Here is a 17,172-nt window from a genome sequence, read left to right as displayed (position 1 = left end):
ACCCTCCGGAATGCGCGCCGATAGCGGCTTGCATCCCGCAGGATAAGGGCTACGGAAAGGATTCTCCGCCTCTTCCGCTTACACCTGCGCATCTCCCACCCGGCTCCCCGCCCGCTATCTACTTTACTTAACAAGGGCGAGGACGGCTATGTAGCGTTACTGGCCAGCGGATGAACGCTGGCTGCGTCAGCTAGGTGGAAAATGATTGTAAGCTTAACGTAAATAACACATACAGTTTAGAACGTTGTATATTATCGTAGTTAAACGTTTGCAGCGAGGCGTGCACGCCGTTGCTGCAGGAAGAGCCGGAGTCAGGCAAGGGATGTTATCTCACATAACAGCCCTGTACCTGATTCCGGCTCTTCCTCATTATAATTATAATTCCATTTCGCCAAAGGTTTTCACTCGCTCAGCTTTTTTATTAATATACCGGCACAGATAAATTCCTTCCGGTCGCCAGTAAAGTCACACAGCCACCCCCGCCCGTGCCAGTAAAGTAGATAGCCGCTGGGGAGACAGGGGGCAGATGCGAAGGTATAAGCGGGAGGGACGGAGAATCCTCACCAGATACCTTGGCCCGTGGGATGAGAGCCGCCATCGGCGAACATTCCACAGGCTTAGGAATCTGTGTGATAGTCGCAGTCCCGGACGCATCGCAGCAGATGCCCCCTGCCTCCCCAGCGGCGCCCTAATTTACAAAACCCCCATTATTCAGAGGACACCGAGGTATGTTCCAACCATTTCAAACTCATCCTCATACATACAGTGCTTTAGCGTACCGTCCGTAATTCTCTTCCTGCATTCTTCGTAGTCTATCCATATTACTTCTTCCACCTCTGATTCCTGCAGCTTCAGCTTATCACTCTGCACCGGCCTGTTGTACACATAGACGGCACTCAGCTCATCGTCCTTGAACGGCTTTCCGTAGAACACATCTTCAAAGCCTCCGTGGTGGATGCCGACGAATTGAAGCTCTTCTTCCTCTGCTGTGATTCCAAGCTCTTCTTCAAGCTCCCGGACCGCAGAAGGGAGGTAGTCGTCCCCTGCTGCCAGGTGGCCGGCGGCAGAGATATCGTAATAGCCGGGATTTGAGTCTTTGCAGGAACTTCTCTTCTGCAGAAGCACATCATATCCGCTGTTGCTGTTTTCACGTACTACCCATATATGGGCAGTTGCGTGGAGGCTTCCTTCCCGGTGCACGACGCCCCGCTCTCTCACGATACCGGAAGGACTTCCGTCCGGATTGCGTACGTCGAACAGTTCCATCGGCCTGCCGTCAAGGGAAGCCGATACGAGTTTGTCGTGACCGTCGTACACGAGCTTCAGCGAGAAGAACTCTTCCCGTTCATCCATGAGCCTGAAAAAAATCTTATCGCCTTCCCATATGTTCAGGTTCCAGATGTCTTCAATATCGACCCATGCAAGCTCTCCTTCATCACACGGTATCGGATTACCCTCAAAACCGTCTGCGGTATACAGTGACATATACTCTGTCACACCGTTTCCTGACACGAATGTGACGATGCCGCGGTATTTGTAAGATGTCAGCGTATATCCCGTCTCCTCCCTCACTTCCCTGAGCAGGCACTCTTCCGGACTTTCATCTGCCTCAAAATGCCCGCCGACACCAATCCACTTGTCTTTGTTGACGTCATTTTTCTTTACTGTCCTGTGAAGCATCAGATATTTACCATCACGTTCCATGTAGCAGAGCGTACTCAGACTTGTCATCTCTGTTCCCTTTCTGCTTCCTGCCTGATTCTGAAGCGCTTGTAGATGATTAACCCGAGAGATACGACGGCGATTATCCCGGCCAATATCTGGGATACCGGCCATCCCACGCCCGGAAGCAGCAGCTGGTCGGTGCGCAGCCCTTCAATCCAGGCTCGGCCGATGCCATACCCGAGCATATAGACAAGGAACACTTCGCCGTCGAATTTTTTATACTTGCGGTATATGAGCATGATGACGAGAACCATCAGACACCAGAGCGACTCATATAAAAAGGTAGGATGTACCTGTATATAAGAGACGCCGTCAACTTGTTCCATATGCTTTCGCATAAGTTCCGTGATATCTGAACCACGCACGGCATCAACCGGCAGCTTCATGGCAAACAGATTATTCGTATATTCCCCGAATGCCTCCCTGTTGAAAAAGTTGCCCCAGCGGCCAATCATCTGCCCCGCCACGAGGCCAAGCCCTGCAGTATCGAATATAAGAGGCGCCGACATCTTTTTAATACGGGCATATATGATTACCGTAATAACAGCGGCAATCACTCCGCCGTATATGGCAAGCCCGCCCTGCCTCGTGTTGAAGATGCTGAGCAGGTCATCTTTATACATATCCCATGAGAATATGACGTAATAGATCCTGGCCCCTATAATAGAAAAAATAACGGCGTAGATGGCCAGATCGAAATAGTCTTCCGAATTCTGCCCGCTCCGCTTTGCTTCAGCGGCAGCTATAAATATACCTGCCAGAATTCCAAGACCGATAAGCATGCCATAAAAAGTAATATCAAATCCAAATACTGTTATGTGGTCACCGACAGACTTCAGATGAATCCCAATATTTGGAAAGTCAATCGTCTTGTGCATTTATAATCCCCTCTTCCCTCTTATACATTAAACCGGAATAACATGATATCTCCGTCCTTGACAATGTAATCTTTTCCTTCCAGCCTGACCAGTCCTTTTTCTTTGGCAGCCGCATGGCTCTTACACGCCATCAGGTCATCATAGGAGACTACCTCGGCCCGGATGAACCCCCGTTCAAAATCCGTGTGAATCTTACCTGCCGCCTGAGGCGCCTTTGTGCCTTGTGTTATCGTCCATGCCCGCACTTCGGGCTCTCCTGCCGTCAGATAGCTGATCAGTCCAAGAAGCCTGTAGCTTGCCTTTATTAATTTTTCCAGGCCAGATTCCTCCAGGCCAAGCTCCTCGAGAAACATCTTCTTCTCCTCGTCATCCAGCTCGGCAATCTCCTGCTCTATCTGGGCGCAGACGACGAATACTTCGCTCTCCTCTTTTGACGCGTATTCACGGACGGCCTGGACTCCCGCATTTTGGGCCCCGTCATCCGCCAAGTCGTCTTCCGCCACATTCGCAGCGTATATGACAGGCTTGTAGGTAAGAAGATTATAGCTTTTCAGCCAATCCTCTTCTTCCTCATCCTCTGTACCGTCAAATGTCTTAGCCAGCCTGTTGTCTTCCAGATGCGCCTTTATCTTTTCCAGAAGCGCAAGCTCCTTAGCTGCCGGCTTGTCATTTCTGGCGGCCTTGGCTGTCTTGGATATTCTTCTCTCCAAAATCTCCAGGTCAGAGAAGATAAGTTCCAGATTAATCGTCTCAATATCCCGCAGAGGATCTATATTACCATCAACGTGTACGATATTACCGTCCTCAAAACAGCGGACAACGTGCACGATAGCATCCACCTCCCGTATATTTGCAAGAAACTGGTTGCCAAGTCCCTCGCCTTTGGAAGCTCCTTTGACAAGTCCTGCGATGTCTACAAACTCTATGGCAGCCGGAATAATCTTCTTCGTGTGGTACATCTCCCCAAGCACGTTCAATCTCTCGTCCGGCACTGTCACGACTCCTACATTCGGGTCTATCGTGCAGAATGGGTAGTTGGCCGATTCTGCTCCTGCCTTTGTCAATGAATTAAATAATGTACTTTTCCCGACATTAGGTAATCCTACAATTCCTAACTTCATCTGTTATGTCCTCTCTTTGCAAATAGTTTTAAAAGGGGCCTGCCCCCTCCTGAAAAGGGTCAGACCCCTTTGCTGTCTCTAGTCTCCATAAGTATAACCGTGCCGCCGCCAAATTCGATTCTGACTTCCTCCGCATCTATCTGGTTGCTGACGCACAGGCTGTCATACGGAGTCAGCGTATGGTCCTTCAACGGATATTTTGCTCCGGTTATATTAAATCCATACACGGTCTCGCCTAGCGGGAACACGGAAAAGTAAGGTCCGTACGCGTCTTCCTTTTTCAGACGCGTCTCTCCGCCGATAAGGCTGATCCGGTTCTGCGTATCAATGATATATGCTTTGATTCCTGCTTTAAAAGGCACCGTAAGCGTCTGTACATTCGCCCACAGGTGGTCGATCCGTCCGCCGGTAGCCCCAAGGATAATCAGTTCTTTCCCTCCCAGCGTCATGGCAAGCCTCACTGCAATCTCTGTATCAGACGCGTCCTTCACCGGGTTAAATTCTCTTACAGGCACATTCGTCTGCGTGCGATAATACTCTGCTATCTCAGGATTGACGCTGTCAAAGTCCCCGACAATATAATCCGGCGCAATCTCATGGCTGTAAAGAAACTCCATCCCCTTATCCACACCTATGACATAGCTGCCGCTCTCTTCGTCAAGATAGGATAATGCCAGCTGTTCATCCAGTTCACCGCCGCTCACAATCACAATCTTCTTACTCATAGCTTTTTAATATCTCCATAAATTCCCTAGTGTTCTCTTCCGGGTCTCCTTTGAATATGGCGGAACCTGCAACGATAATGTTCGCGCCGGCATCCAGTACTTCACGCACATTGCTCACATAGATGCCGCCGTCTACCTGGATGTCCAGGTCTCTGCCTTGCTCCAATGCCATTTTGCGGATAACTCTGATCTTATCAAGAGATTCCGGAATAAATTTCTGTCCTCCGAATCCAGGGTGTACGCTCATCACCAGCAGCATGTCTATGTCCGGTATATATCTTTCTACCGCGCCGGCTTCCGTCTCCGGACAGATGGACAGCCCCGCCTTCATCCCGCACTCTTTGATCTTCTTCAGCGTGGCGTCCACATCTTCACATGCCTCCAGATGGACCGTTACGATATCAGCACCGGCATCCTTGAAATCTTCTACATACCTTACAGGCTCCTGTACCATAAGATGTGCGTCCATCACCTGATCCGTCACCTCATGGATAGATTTAAGGACCGGCATGCCGAAGGAAATGCTCGGCACGAACATTCCGTCCATCACATCAAAGTGCAGATATTTCGCCCCATTATCTGCCGTACGCTTCATCTCTTCCCCCAGCACGGCAAAGTCAGCCGCCAGGATAGACGGCGCCAGAATGTATTCCATAAATCAGTACCTCCTCTTATTCTTTAGTTCCTCATACATTTCTACATAACTTTTATAGCGGACATGGTGGATAAGGCCCTTTTCCAGCGCCTCCTTCACACCACAGCCCGGCTCATGGATATGGTCGCAACCATTGAACCGGCATGTCCCTTCAAAAGGAGCAAACTCTGGAAAATACTGTTTCAGCTCCTCTTTATCGAAATCATTCACATACAGGGAGCTAAAGCCCGGGGTGTCCATGATATAAGCGTCATCTCCCACCGGAAACAGTTCTGTATGCCTGGTCGTATGTTTCCCCCGTTCTATCTTGCTGCTGATTGCCCCGGTCTCCATGTTCGCCTCAGGCTGCAGTATATTGATGATGGAAGACTTTCCCACGCCTGACGGCCCTGCAACAGCTGTCGTCCTGCCCCTGAGCACTTCCCTCACCTGATCCAGATTCTGTCCGGACCGCGCGCTTGTGAACAGAAGCGGGCAGCCGCATCTTGCATATATCTCTTCCAGCTCTTTTACCTGAGGATCTGTCGCGATATCTTCCTTGTTGAAGCAGAGGATGACTGGTATGTCCTTGCTCTCCATCATCACGAGGAATCTGTCCAGCAGATTAAAATGCGGACTCGGCCTCGTAACGGCGAAGACGACCAGCGCCTGGTCGATATTGGCCACGGCCGGCCTTACCAGTTCATTGCGCCGCGGATATACCGTCTCTATGTTACCCGTCTTTTCCTGACCACTCAGTATCTCTATCTCTACGTCATCTCCAACAAGAGGCTTTATCTTCTCTTTCCGGAATATGCCTTTCGCCTTACACTCATAAACACCGGATTCTACTACGTGAACGTAGTAGAATCCGGCTATACCTTTTATTATCTTTCCTCTCATGCTCTTCCTTGTCTGGCTCCAATGTTGACTGCTACTCTGTCTCACCGCCGTCGGGGCTTTCTGTCGGAGGCTGCTGCTGCGGTCCTGTACTTATGACGAGATTGATTTTCGTCCCTTTGGATACGCTGCTTCCGACACCAGGATCACAGCTCACGACAAGTCCCGCTCCTACATTGTTATTCGCCTGGTATGTGACCGTTCCGACAGACAGGCCCGCATTGCTTATGAGCTGTCTGGCATTGTTCTCGGATACGCCGGCGACGCCCGGCACACTGATCTTCTCTTCCGGCTTCTTACCATTGCTGACCGCGAAGTCTACCGTCGTTCCCTTGGAAACCTTCTTGCCACCGTTCAGGCTCTGCGACACGACATTTCCCTTTTCCACGCTGTCATTGTAGTCGTAGGTCACTGTTCCCACCGTCAGGCCTGCATTTGAAAGGGCATCTCTGGCTGCACTCTCACTCATGCCGCGGATATCCGGCACCGTCTTTCTCTCGGCTCCTTTGCTTACCTTCATGATTATCTCGGTATCTTTAGTCACCTTCGCATTGGCTGACGGCGTCGTTCCGATGACATCACCTTCCGCCACATTGTCGTCATAGACAAATTCCGAACTGCCAACCTTCAGCCCTTCATCCTCAAGCGCCCTCTGGGCATCATCTTCGCTCATGCCGCTGACGTCAGGCACGGTAATCTCATCCCCCACAAGGTCAGAGCTTACGACTACTTCAACGGTTGAATTCTTCTTGACCTTTTTCCCGGCCTCCGTCTTCTGTTCACTGACCGTACCCTTTTCATACTTCTTAGACTCTTTGCGGGCCACTACTTTCATTCCAAGTCCTTTTTTCTTAAGCGCCGCCTTCGCGTCATCCTCTGTCATGCCGACGATATCAGGAACTTTGACCTTGCCGGTATCGGTTTCCTCTGTATTGATATTCGGGCCGAACTTAAAGATACCTGCGGCCTTTCCAATCGTAAATATCAGGATGAAGACGATGATTACCACGACCACGATCGTAAGAATCTTCATGATCTTGTTCATCCTCGGATTTACTTCATCGGAGTTCTTCCCTTTTCTGCCCCGTTTCGCGCCTCCCCCGTCCTCATCGTATTCATCGTCGTACTCGTCCTCATCATACTCGCCGTCGCCATATTCATCGTCGTATTCGTCATCATCATATTCGTCATCATCATACTCATAGTCATCTTCATCGTACTCATCTTCATCGTCGTAGGAACTGCGTATATCATCCAGTTCTTCGTCAGTAATTATGACCGTATCAGCATTGCGCAGCGGCGGAATAACGACAAAATCCCCATCCGGATCCACAAGCGAACGCTTCAAGTCCTGGATGAGCTCCGTTGTGCTGCCATATCTTCTTTCCGCATTTTTCTGCGTACACTTCAGGATAATCTGTTCCAGGCTGTACGGAATGTCCGGAACAATCTCAGAGGGCGGTGTAATCTCTTCCTGCAGATGCTTGATGGCGACTGCGACTGTAGATTCCCCGTCAAAAGGCACTTCTCCCGTAGCCATCTCAAATAACGTGATACCTATCGAATAGACGTCACTCTTCGCATCGCTGAAACCGCCCCTGGCCTGCTCGGGAGATGTATAATGCACAGAACCCATAGCATTGGAGCTGATCGTGTTGGATGTCGTCGCCTTGGCGATGCCAAAGTCGGTTACCTTAACCTTACCGTCCCTGGAAATGATAATATTCTGAGGCTTTATGTCCCGGTGGATAATATGGGCGTTATGGGCCGCCCCGATTCCGGTACACATCTGTATCGCGATACTTATGACTTCCTTGTGGGACAGTCTGCCCTTCTTCTCTATATAATCTTTTAACGTAATCCCTTCTACCAGTTCCATTACCATATAGTACAGGCCCCGGTCCTCGCCGACATCGTATACGTTGACGATATTGGGATTCATAAGTCCGGCCGCCGCCTGAGCTTCCGAGCGGAACTTGCGGACAAAGTTATCATCTTCTTTATATTCTTTCTTCAATACCTTGATTGCCACGTAGCGATTGAGCATATGGTCTTTGCCTTTATAGACATCGGCCATCCCCCCGGCACCAATCTTGCTAAGCACCTCATAACGTTTACCTAAATAAATTCCATCCTTTACCATGTACTCACCTCATCTGAAAGTGGCTCTGCCATAACAACCCCTATGTTATCTCTCCCGCCATTACTGTTTGCCTTTTCAATCAACATCTGCACCGCTTCCACAATATCTCTTGAACCTTTCACGATGTCAAACATATCTTCGTCTTCCACCATGTTGCTAAGCCCGTCTGTACACATTAGTATTGTGTCCCCCTTTTTCAGACGGTACTCATATACATCTGCTTCTACATCCGGCTTCACGCCAATGGCCCTTGTAATTATATTTTTATCCGGATGATTCTTTGCTTCTTCTTCCTTTATTCCTCCAAGCCTTACCATCTCCTCCACGAGAGAGTGGTCCTTGGACAGCTGCCGTATTTTATCATTGATCAGATACAGGCGGCTGTCTCCTACATTGGCAAAATACAAGGTATTGCCTACCACCGTGGCCGCCACCAGCGTCGTACCCATTCCTTCCAGCTTTACATCCGTAGCAGCAGCTTCTATCAGCTTATTGTTGGCGGTCGCCACCACTCCCCGCAGAATCTCCTCCGGACGGTCGATAGACGTCTGCTCCAGCTCTTTCCTCAGCACCGTGACCGTATATTTGGACGCAAAGTCGCCGGCTTTGTGCCCGCCCATTCCATCGGCCACCGCCAGCAGATTCGGAAAAGGCCCTATGGGCTTATCCGTCACATATACATAGTCCTGATTGACTTCGCGTTTTCTTCCCACATCAGTCATCGCATAAATCTTCATCTGATTCTCCCTTATTGCCCGCAGCATGACGTCTGCGAAGCTGTCCGCAGGCTCCGTCTATATCCGAGCCTCTTTCCCTTCTTATAGTAACATTAATTCCGTTTTTTTCAAGTTTATTTTTAAATTCAAGGGCATTTTTACTGTCCGGGCGGACAAAATCACGCTCCTTTATCGGGTTCACAGGAATCAGGTTCAGATGGCAGTTCCGGTGCTTCAGTATTCCCGTCAGTTCTCTTATATCCTCAGGTCCGTCGTTTACCCCGTGTACGAGGCTGTATTCAAACGTGATTCTGCGGCCTGTCTTTTCAAAATAGTAGTCACATGCTTCCAGCACTTCCTTAAGGCTGTACTTATTCGCCACAGGCATGAGGGCCTTGCGCTTCTCCTGGGTGGAGCCATGCAGCGACAGCGCCAGCGTAATCTGTAGATTTTCATCTGCCAGCCTCCTCATGTTCGGCACGATGCCGCATGTGGAAGCGGTAATATTCCTCTGGCTGATATGAAGACCGTGTTCGTCACTGACCATGTGTATAAACCGGAGGAAATTCTCATAATTGTCCAAAGGTTCTCCTGTCCCCATCACAACCACGTTGGAAATACGTTCCCCTATCCTCTTCTGAATCTGATATATCTGCCGGAGCATCTCGGAAGGGGTCAGGTTCCTCATAAGGCCATCCAGCGTGGACGCGCAGAAACGGCAGCCCATACGGCAGCCCGCCTGCGATGAGATGCAGACGGAATTCCCGTAATTATAACGCATAAGAACACTCTCTACCATATTGCCGTCCTGCAGCTCAAACAAGAACTTCTCCGTCGGGTCTACTCTGGATATCTGGTGTTCCACCGGAATCACTTTCCGGATCTCATACTTCTCATCCAGCTGTCCCCTCAGCTTCTTTGAAAGACTGGTCATCTCTTCAAAGCTGTCCGCCAGCCTGACGTGAAGCCATTCGTATATCTGCCTGCTCCGAAAGCTCTTTTCTCCTAAAGCTTCTATTTCTTTCTTCAATTGTACGTATTCATACGAACAAATATCCTTTTTACTCATGGTTCTCCTTCTGGAAAAGCGCAATGTAAAATCCGTCTCCTTCATCCAGACCGGGAATCATCTGTTTTTCCCGTACAAGGCTGAACTCGGGGTACGTCTCTTTCAACCATCTTGCATTCCCCTCATTCTCTGCCCAGCTGACCGTGCATGTGCTGTATACGAGCTTTCCGCCAGGTTTTACATAATTCTGTACAACTGACAGCATCTTCCTCTGAAGCTCTGCCAGCTCTGTCTGCATCTCCTCTGTCATCTTATATTTAAGGTCAGGCTTCTTTCCAATCACACCGAGCCCCGAGCACGGTAAATCCGCAATTACGATATCGGCGGATTCCACAGCAGATCTGTCAAGAATCGTGGCGTCCCATTTCACCGCTTCAATATTCTTAAGACCGCTGCGTTCGATATTTTCTTCAATGAGGCTCACCTTATAGCCGGTCAGGTCCCTTGCCTCCACATGGCCGGTTCCGTGCAGCTGCTCTGCCATATGCAGCGCTTTGCCGCCCGGAGCGGCACACACGTCAATTACCACATCTCCCCTTTTTGGGGCGGTCCAGTGCACGGTACGCATAGAATTGATATCCTGTACATGGTAATAGCCCTTGCGGAAGCTTTCAAGTCCTCCGAGATAGTTGTATCCGTATATATGAAGCGCCGCGGGAAAGTCCGGTATCTCCTCCGTGCGGACTCCTTCTTCTTTCAGCATCTGTTCCAACTCTTCCCTGCTGACACGGTCGGGGTTGAACCGGATTGTCATCGGCTTCTCTTTCAGGAAATCTTCAGCCATGACGAGGACATTATCCTCTCCGTACCGCTCAAGCCACTGTTCCAGAATCCACTTAGGCATGGAATATCTGATTGACATGTGTTCTATGTAATCCTTCGGATAGCCAATCTTATTGATATTGCGGCTGACATTACGCAATACGCCGTTCACAAACGCCTTGAGGCTTGAAAAGCCTCTCTTTTCCGCAAGCTTTACCGCCTCATTGCACACTGCGCTGTCCGGCACGCTGTCCATATACTTCAGCTGGTATACGCTGCTCCTGATGATTGCGCATATGACCGGTTTCATCTTGTTTACTTTTACTTTGGAAAACTGATTGATTATATAGTCTATCTCTATGAGATGTTCCAGCGTGCCGTTTATCACCCTTGTGATAAACGCACGCTGCTTCTTATCCAGATACTGGTACTTCTCCAACACATTGCGCAACGCGATATGGCAGTATTCGCCTTCCCTCGTAATCTGCAGCAACGTGTCCAGTATCAGTTCCCTTTCATTTACCGATGATGCCATATTGCATTCCCCCTCATATGGATTAATCGCTTCTTCTTCCTCCTGTGAGAACGAGTATTCTCAACAGCTGCAATATTGCAGACGCCGCTCCCGCTACATAGGTCAGGGCCGCGGCGGTCAGTACCTTCTTCGTATCGGCAACTTCGCTGTCGTACAGCAGGCCCGTGCTTCCAAGCAGCCTGATTGCCCTTCTGGACGCGTTAAACTCTACCGGCAGCGTTATGATCTGAAACAGCACAGCCAGGGAAAACGCGATGATGCCAAGGTTGAGCAGCAGGGCGGAAGAACTGCTGTTTATGAGCAGGCCTATCAGTATGAGAGGCCAGGCAATGGCACTTCCGAAATTCGCCACAGGCACAAGGGCACCGCGCAGCGTAAGAGGCGCATACCCTTCCGCATGCTGTATCGCATGGCCGCACTCGTGTGCCGCCACGCCGATGGCAGCGACAGAAGGAGAATTGTATGTCGCATCGGAGAGTCTTAACACTTTGCTTCTCGGGTCGTAGTGGTCTGTCAGGTTTCCTGAGACATGCTCCACCTTGACATCATAGATTCCCGCTCCCCTGAGAACGTGCTCTGCCGCATCCCTGCCGGTCATCCCTGTATGGCTTCGGACACGGGAATATTTATTAAATGTGGCGTTCATCTTTGCTGACGCTATCAGGCAGATGATGACGCCGATGATAACTAAATAGTACGTTGGATCGAAATACATCATTGGGTATATCATTGATTAGCCTCCTTTTACATGTATACTAGCTATTATATATGAAAAAGAGGAAAAATAGCGGTTCTTCATAAAATTTTAACACTTTTTAACCAAGTTCGCAGCCTTCTTCTATCTTATAGCCCCTTAAAAAGGCATCCGCTTCCATCCGCTTCTTCCCTGGAATCTGAAGGGAACGCACTTTAAGAAGGCCGTCACCGGTCTGCACAGAAAAGCTGTCTTTCTCTACTGACACTACGGTTCCCGGCACGGCCTGCCTGTTCTGCGCGACAACATCCGCCTCCCACAGTTTCATCACCTTGCCGTCCCACCTGGTATACGCGCTGGGCCATGGGTTCAGGCCGCGAATCAGCCGTTCGATTGACTGCGCATCTTTCTTCCAGTCGATGCTGCCCATATCCTTATGAAGCATACGGGCGTATTCTGTCGTCGTCTCCCCCTGCTTTTCGAAGGTAGCGGTTCCCTCTTCGATGGCTCTCAGCGTCTCCACGCACAGGCTTGCACCTGCCTCCGACAGTTTGTCGAACAGACTGCCGCCGGTCTCTTTTTCATCCAGCGTCACTTCTGTCTTCAAAATCATATCACCGGTATCCAGCCCTTCATCCATCTGCATCGTCGTAACACCGGACACTCTTTCCCCATTGATGACCGCCCACTGTATCGGAGCCGCCCCTCTGTACTTCGGGAGCAGTGACGCATGTACATTGACACAGCCATAACGGGTCATCTCCAGAATCTCCTTGGGAAGTATCTGGCCAAACGCGATGACGACCATGATGTCTGCCTCATATGTGCGAAGCCTGTCAACGCACTCGGCCTCCCGTACTTTCTTTGGCTGGAATACAGGTGTGCCATGTTCCAGTGCCTTCTCTTTTACAGGAGAATACTGCATCTTCCCTCCCCTGCCCTTCGGCTTGTCGGGCTGCGTAACCGCAAGTACGATATCATGCCCGGCAGCAATCAGCGCCTCGAACGTGCCGACAGAAAAGTCCGGCGTTCCCATGAATATAATCCTCATCTTATTCTTCCTCCTCGGACCCTACGTCATGGAGCCCGTCTTTTGTGAGCGCTACATACATATTCCCGTCCAGATGGTCTATCTCATGGCAGAATGCACGGGCAAGAAGCCCCGCTCCTTCCAGCTCACGCTCCTGCATGTCTTCATCCAGCGCCCTTACTTTGACATAATCCGGCCTTGTGACGATACCATATTTTCCAGGAACGCTTAAGCAGCCTTCCTCCCCGGTCTGTTCGCCGGATGTTTCGATAATCTCAGGATTGATGAGCACGATCGGCCCCTCTCCCACATCTATCGTCACTATCCTCTTGAGCACCCCTACCTGAGGTGCTGCCAGCCCAACGCCATACGCTTCGTACATCGTGTCAAACATGTCGTTAATCAGCACTTTCGTACGCAGCGTCATCTTATCTACTGGTTTACATGTCTTCGTCAATACTTCTTCACCAAGTTCCCGAATCTTTCTTGTCGCCATATGTTTTCCTCTCCTTAAAATACATTCATGGGGTTGAAGTCAAACTGAATCCTCATCGTCTGAAATCCCCTGTTGATTTCTATATATTGTTCCAGCCTGTTCTTTGCTTCCGTGAGCAGGCGGTACTCTTCACTTTTGATGTACAGCACCTTGCGGTATACGTCATTGACCTTCCCCACATAAGGGCTCGCCGGACCGATTACCTGAAGCCTTCCGGTGCGGTCTATCCGCACGACATACTCTTTCAGATAGCCGGCTGCCCTCTCGAGCAGCTGTTCATCCTGACCTGTCATGAGCACGGCAAGCAGCTGTTCTACCGGAGGGTAGCCCATCAGTTCCCGGTATTCCATCTCAGCCTCATAAAACCCCTCATAGTTCTGTTCTGCCGCCATTCGGATACTGTAGTGGTCCGGGCTGTACGTCTGGATGACAACCTCTCCCCCGCCGCTTCCTCTTCCTGCCCGGCCTGCCGCCTGTGTAAGAAGCTGAAACGTCCGTTCTCCCGCCCGGTAATCATTGGAATATAATGACATATCCGCCGCAAGAATGCCGACAAGCGTAACGTTCGGGAAATCGTGTCCCTTTACAATCATCTGGGTACCAATCAGTATATCTGCGTCCCCGTCTGCAAATGACTCAAGTATCTTCTCATGCCCGTCTTTCTCCCGCGTCGTATCCATGTCCATCCTGAGCACTCTAGCCTGAGGAAATGCTTTCTTAACGATATCTTCTATCTGCTGCGTCCCTGCCCGGAACCCGCCTATGAATGTGGATCCGCACGACGGGCATGCGCTGACCGAGGGCTCCTCATGGCCACAGTAGTGGCATACAAGCCTTCCGCCTCTGTGCGAGGACAGTGACACGTCGCAATGAGGACATTTTACTACATATCCGCACGCTCTGCAAGAAATGAACCCCGCATATCCGCGGCGGTTGAGGAACAGCATCGTCTGTTCCCCCCGCTCAAGCCTCGCCGCCGTCATCTCCTTGAGCCTGTCGCTTAAGATGGAGCGGTTGCCGGCTTTCAGCTCTTCCCTCATATCTACCGTATACACTTCCGGCAGTTCCAGGCTTTTCGTCCTGTTCTTCAGTTCCAGCAATGTATATGCTTTGTTGCGGCAGCGGTAATAGGACTCTAATGACGGAGTGGCTGAACCTAGCATGACGCTGGCTCCCTCCATCTCGGCCCGCTTGATGGCCGTCTCTCTCGCATGGTATCTCGGAACCTGCTCGCTCTTATACGTCGGTTCATGTTCCTCATCAATCACGATCAGGCCCAGATTGGAAAAGGGTGTGAACAGTGCGGAACGTGGCCCGATCATCACATCTACCTCCCCGGCCTTGACCCGCTCCATCTGATCGTAACGTTCCCCCTGGGAGAGCCTGGAGTTCAAGATAGATACACGGTCGCCGAACCTCCCGTAAAAACGCATCACCGTCTGATACGTGAGCGCGATTTCGGGAATGAGCACGATCGCCTGTCTCCCTTCCTGTAAGACTCTGTGTATCATCTCCATGTACACTTCTGTCTTGCCACTTCCTGTCACGCCATATAGCAGATATGTCCCTCTTATCCCTGTCTTATAGTCTCCCCAGAAAGCCTCGATGACATTCCGCTGTTCCTCCGTATATGCTACTTCCTGCCTTTTTCCTGCCCTGCGCCGGACTGGATTGCGGAACTCCCGCTCCGACTCAAGGGCGAGTATCCCCTGTTCTTCCAGCGCCCGGATAACTGCCAGCGTGATATTCAGCTTCTTAGTGACCAGAGCATACTCCTGCTCCGGCCGGTCCAGAAGCGCTGCCAGCAGACGTGCCCGCGCCTTCTGGTTCTTGTGGAGATATTCGTCCAGCTGTCTCTTCCCTTCCTCCTCATCAAGAAGCAGCCTTACATATCTCTTTTCTCTCGGCTGCTCTTTCCTCTTGATTGGAAGTACGGTCTTAAGCGCCTGTATCATCGTACCGCCGTAATAATCGTGCATCCATGCGGCGAGAGCGACCAGTTTTGATTCGATGGCTACACTCTCATCTGCAACCCGGATAATGTCTTTCACCCTGGACAGTTCATAATCCGTCTTATCTGAGAATCCGGTGACATAACCTCCCGTCTCCCTGTTCCCACGGCCGAAGGGAACGACTACTTCCGTTCCGACTTCAAGCTGTCCATCCAGCTGCTCCGGAATCCGATAGCAGAATACTCTGTCCAGTTTTTCATGTGTAATGTCGACAATGATATCAGCGAACATGTGCGCCCTGTTCCTCCAGTATCTCTGCAATGAGCACCCGGTCGTCCATATCGTACTTCACGCCCTTTATCTCCTGATATGTCTCATGCCCCTTGCCCGCCAGTATGATGACATCTCCTGCACGGCCGTTTTCAATGGCGTACCGGATGGCTTCTTTTCTGTCACAGATGGCGATATACGTTCCATCGGTCTTTTCTATGCCGGTTATGATGTCGTCTATGATAGCCTGCGGCTCTTCAAATCTCGGATTGTCGGATGTGATGACGGTAAAGTCCGCAAGCCTGCCGGATACTTCTCCCATCTCAAAACGGCGCGTTCTGGAACGGTTGCCTCCACAGCCGAACACGGTCACAAGACGACCCGGGTTATAGTCCCTCAGCGTGTCAAGCAGACTCTCAAGACTCATGGCATTGTGTGCATAATCAATCATAAACGTAAAGTCATCAGACACCTTGACCATTTCAATCCGGCCCTTTACCTTCGCCACTTTCAGCGCTTTCCTTATGTCCTCCGCCGGAACATCGAAGTGCCTGCATACTGCAATCGCCGTCAGTGAATTATAGACGCTGAATTTACCTGGGATGTCTATCTCGACATCAAAATCCATCAGCCCGCCGACATGATATCTGACACCCAGGTATCCGGGTCTCGAGACATGTTCAACATTCGTGGCTCTTAAATCTGCTTTTTCAGAAAATCCAAAGGTCTCCGTCCTGCACGTCGCATGTCGGAATACATCCTCGAACCACCGGTCATCCACATTGGCGATGCCGAGCCTGCACTGGGTAAACAAGATACCTTTGCAGCGCTTATAATCCTCAAAATCTTTGTGCTCGTTCGGCCCGATATGGTCCTCGCCCAGATTTGTAAAAATACCGATTTCAAACGCTATCCCCGCCGTCCTGTGCAGCATCAGCCCCTGGGAAGATACTTCCATAACGACACTGTCACAGCCGGCTTCTACCATCTCTTTGAAATATTTGTGTATCGTGTACGACTCCGGAGTCGTATTGTCAGCAGGTACCGTCTTATCTCCGATAACCGCCTCTATCGTCCCGATAAGCCCAACCTTATGGCCCACGCCTTCCAGTATGGATTTCACCATATAAGTCGTCGTCGTCTTTCCTTTCGTACCTGTGATTCCGATTACTTTGAGCTTCTCTGCCGGATACCCGAAGTATGCCGCGGACATTAGTGCCAGCGCATAGCGGGTATCGTCCACATGTATGACCGTCACCGTGTCCGGCGCTTCCACCTGCTTCTCTACGACAACCGCGGCGGCTCCTTTCTCCGCGACCTCTCTCACATATGCATGCCCATCTGACACCGCGCCGCTGATACAGACAAACACGCTGCCTGGGACTACCTTGCGGGAGTCGTTCGTAAGTTCGGTGACTTCCGTCACATCGCTCCCCTGCACAACTTCATATTCTAAACGTTCCAATAAATCGGTTAATATCATGTTTTTCCTGCCTCCTGGTTTAATCTCATCAAGGGTATT

General features: G+C 50.5%; 15 protein-coding genes. All 15 read right to left on the bottom strand.

All coding sequences use genetic code 11. From position 1 onward, the window contains the following. Positions 1-711: 711 nt before the first annotated feature. Positions 712-1,731 (bottom strand): NUDIX domain-containing protein, encoded by a 1,020-nt coding sequence (locus HMPREF0980_RS18420; RefSeq protein WP_084002590.1) that lies wholly within the window; start codon positions 1,729-1,731, stop codon positions 712-714. Continuing rightward, positions 1,728-2,603 carry a prolipoprotein diacylglyceryl transferase gene (lgt, locus tag HMPREF0980_RS00210; RefSeq protein ID WP_049727163.1) on the bottom strand — a complete coding sequence of 292 codons (876 nt, stop codon included), beginning with the start codon at positions 2,601-2,603 and terminating at the stop codon, positions 1,728-1,730. Before lgt ends, HMPREF0980_RS18420 begins: the two co-directional genes overlap by 4 nt. A 20-nt stretch (positions 2,604-2,623) precedes the next feature. Next, positions 2,624-3,724, bottom strand: a complete 1,101-nt coding sequence (ychF, locus tag HMPREF0980_RS00205; RefSeq protein WP_049727162.1) for a redox-regulated ATPase YchF — start codon at positions 3,722-3,724, stop codon at positions 2,624-2,626. A 59-nt stretch (positions 3,725-3,783) separates the two neighbouring features. Beyond that, complete coding sequence (locus tag HMPREF0980_RS00200; protein WP_049727161.1) at positions 3,784-4,449, bottom strand: thiamine diphosphokinase; 666 nt, start codon at positions 4,447-4,449, stop codon at positions 3,784-3,786. Beyond that, on the bottom strand, positions 4,442-5,104 hold the full coding sequence (gene rpe, locus HMPREF0980_RS00195; protein ID WP_049727160.1) for a ribulose-phosphate 3-epimerase: 663 nt from the start codon (positions 5,102-5,104) through the stop codon (positions 4,442-4,444). The genes HMPREF0980_RS00200 and rpe overlap by 8 nt, the downstream gene beginning before the upstream one ends. A 3-nt stretch (positions 5,105-5,107) precedes the next feature. Next, the gene (gene rsgA, locus HMPREF0980_RS00190; protein WP_049727159.1) at positions 5,108-5,986 is read right to left on the bottom strand and encodes a ribosome small subunit-dependent GTPase A; all 879 of its coding nucleotides are present in this window, start codon (positions 5,984-5,986) and stop codon (positions 5,108-5,110) included. A gap of 31 nt (positions 5,987-6,017) precedes the next feature. Then, on the bottom strand, positions 6,018-8,126 hold the full coding sequence (gene pknB, locus HMPREF0980_RS00185) for a Stk1 family PASTA domain-containing Ser/Thr kinase (RefSeq protein WP_049727158.1): 2,109 nt from the start codon (positions 8,124-8,126) through the stop codon (positions 6,018-6,020). Further along, positions 8,120-8,863: a Stp1/IreP family PP2C-type Ser/Thr phosphatase gene (locus HMPREF0980_RS00180; RefSeq protein WP_049727157.1), complete on the bottom strand. Its 744-nt coding sequence runs from the start codon at positions 8,861-8,863 to the stop codon at positions 8,120-8,122. The genes pknB and HMPREF0980_RS00180 overlap by 7 nt, the downstream gene beginning before the upstream one ends. Beyond that, positions 8,841-9,911, bottom strand: coding sequence for a dual-specificity RNA methyltransferase RlmN (gene rlmN, locus HMPREF0980_RS00175; RefSeq protein ID WP_049727156.1), 1,071 nt, complete (start codon positions 9,909-9,911; stop codon positions 8,841-8,843). The genes HMPREF0980_RS00180 and rlmN overlap by 23 nt, the downstream gene beginning before the upstream one ends. After that, the gene (rsmB, locus tag HMPREF0980_RS00170; RefSeq protein ID WP_049727155.1) at positions 9,904-11,208 is read right to left on the bottom strand and encodes a 16S rRNA (cytosine(967)-C(5))-methyltransferase RsmB; all 1,305 of its coding nucleotides are present in this window, start codon (positions 11,206-11,208) and stop codon (positions 9,904-9,906) included. Before rsmB ends, rlmN begins: the two co-directional genes overlap by 8 nt. A gap of 22 nt (positions 11,209-11,230) precedes the next feature. Continuing rightward, entirely contained in the window at positions 11,231-11,938 is a 708-nt protein-coding gene (locus HMPREF0980_RS00165; protein WP_049727154.1) for a zinc metallopeptidase, read from the bottom strand. Between the two features lie 85 nt (positions 11,939-12,023). Then, positions 12,024-12,953 (bottom strand): methionyl-tRNA formyltransferase, encoded by a 930-nt coding sequence (gene fmt / locus HMPREF0980_RS00160; protein WP_049727153.1) that lies wholly within the window; start codon positions 12,951-12,953, stop codon positions 12,024-12,026. Between the two features lies 1 nt (position 12,954). Then, entirely contained in the window at positions 12,955-13,428 is a 474-nt protein-coding gene (def, locus tag HMPREF0980_RS00155) for a peptide deformylase (RefSeq protein ID WP_049727152.1), read from the bottom strand. Positions 13,429-13,442: 14 nt separating this feature from the next. After that, entirely contained in the window at positions 13,443-15,671 is a 2,229-nt protein-coding gene (priA, locus tag HMPREF0980_RS00150) for a replication restart helicase PriA (RefSeq protein WP_049727151.1), read from the bottom strand. Beyond that, entirely contained in the window at positions 15,661-17,133 is a 1,473-nt protein-coding gene (locus HMPREF0980_RS00145) for a UDP-N-acetylmuramoyl-L-alanyl-D-glutamate--2,6-diaminopimelate ligase (RefSeq protein ID WP_049727150.1), read from the bottom strand. Before HMPREF0980_RS00145 ends, priA begins: the two co-directional genes overlap by 11 nt. Between the last annotated feature and the right edge of the window lie 39 nt (positions 17,134-17,172).

It is taken from the genome of Dorea sp. D27 (assembly GCF_001185345.1).
In the GTDB taxonomy this organism is placed as follows: Bacteria; Bacillota; Clostridia; order Lachnospirales; family Lachnospiraceae; genus Extibacter.
This window is presented reverse-complemented; position numbering and strand designations above follow the sequence as displayed.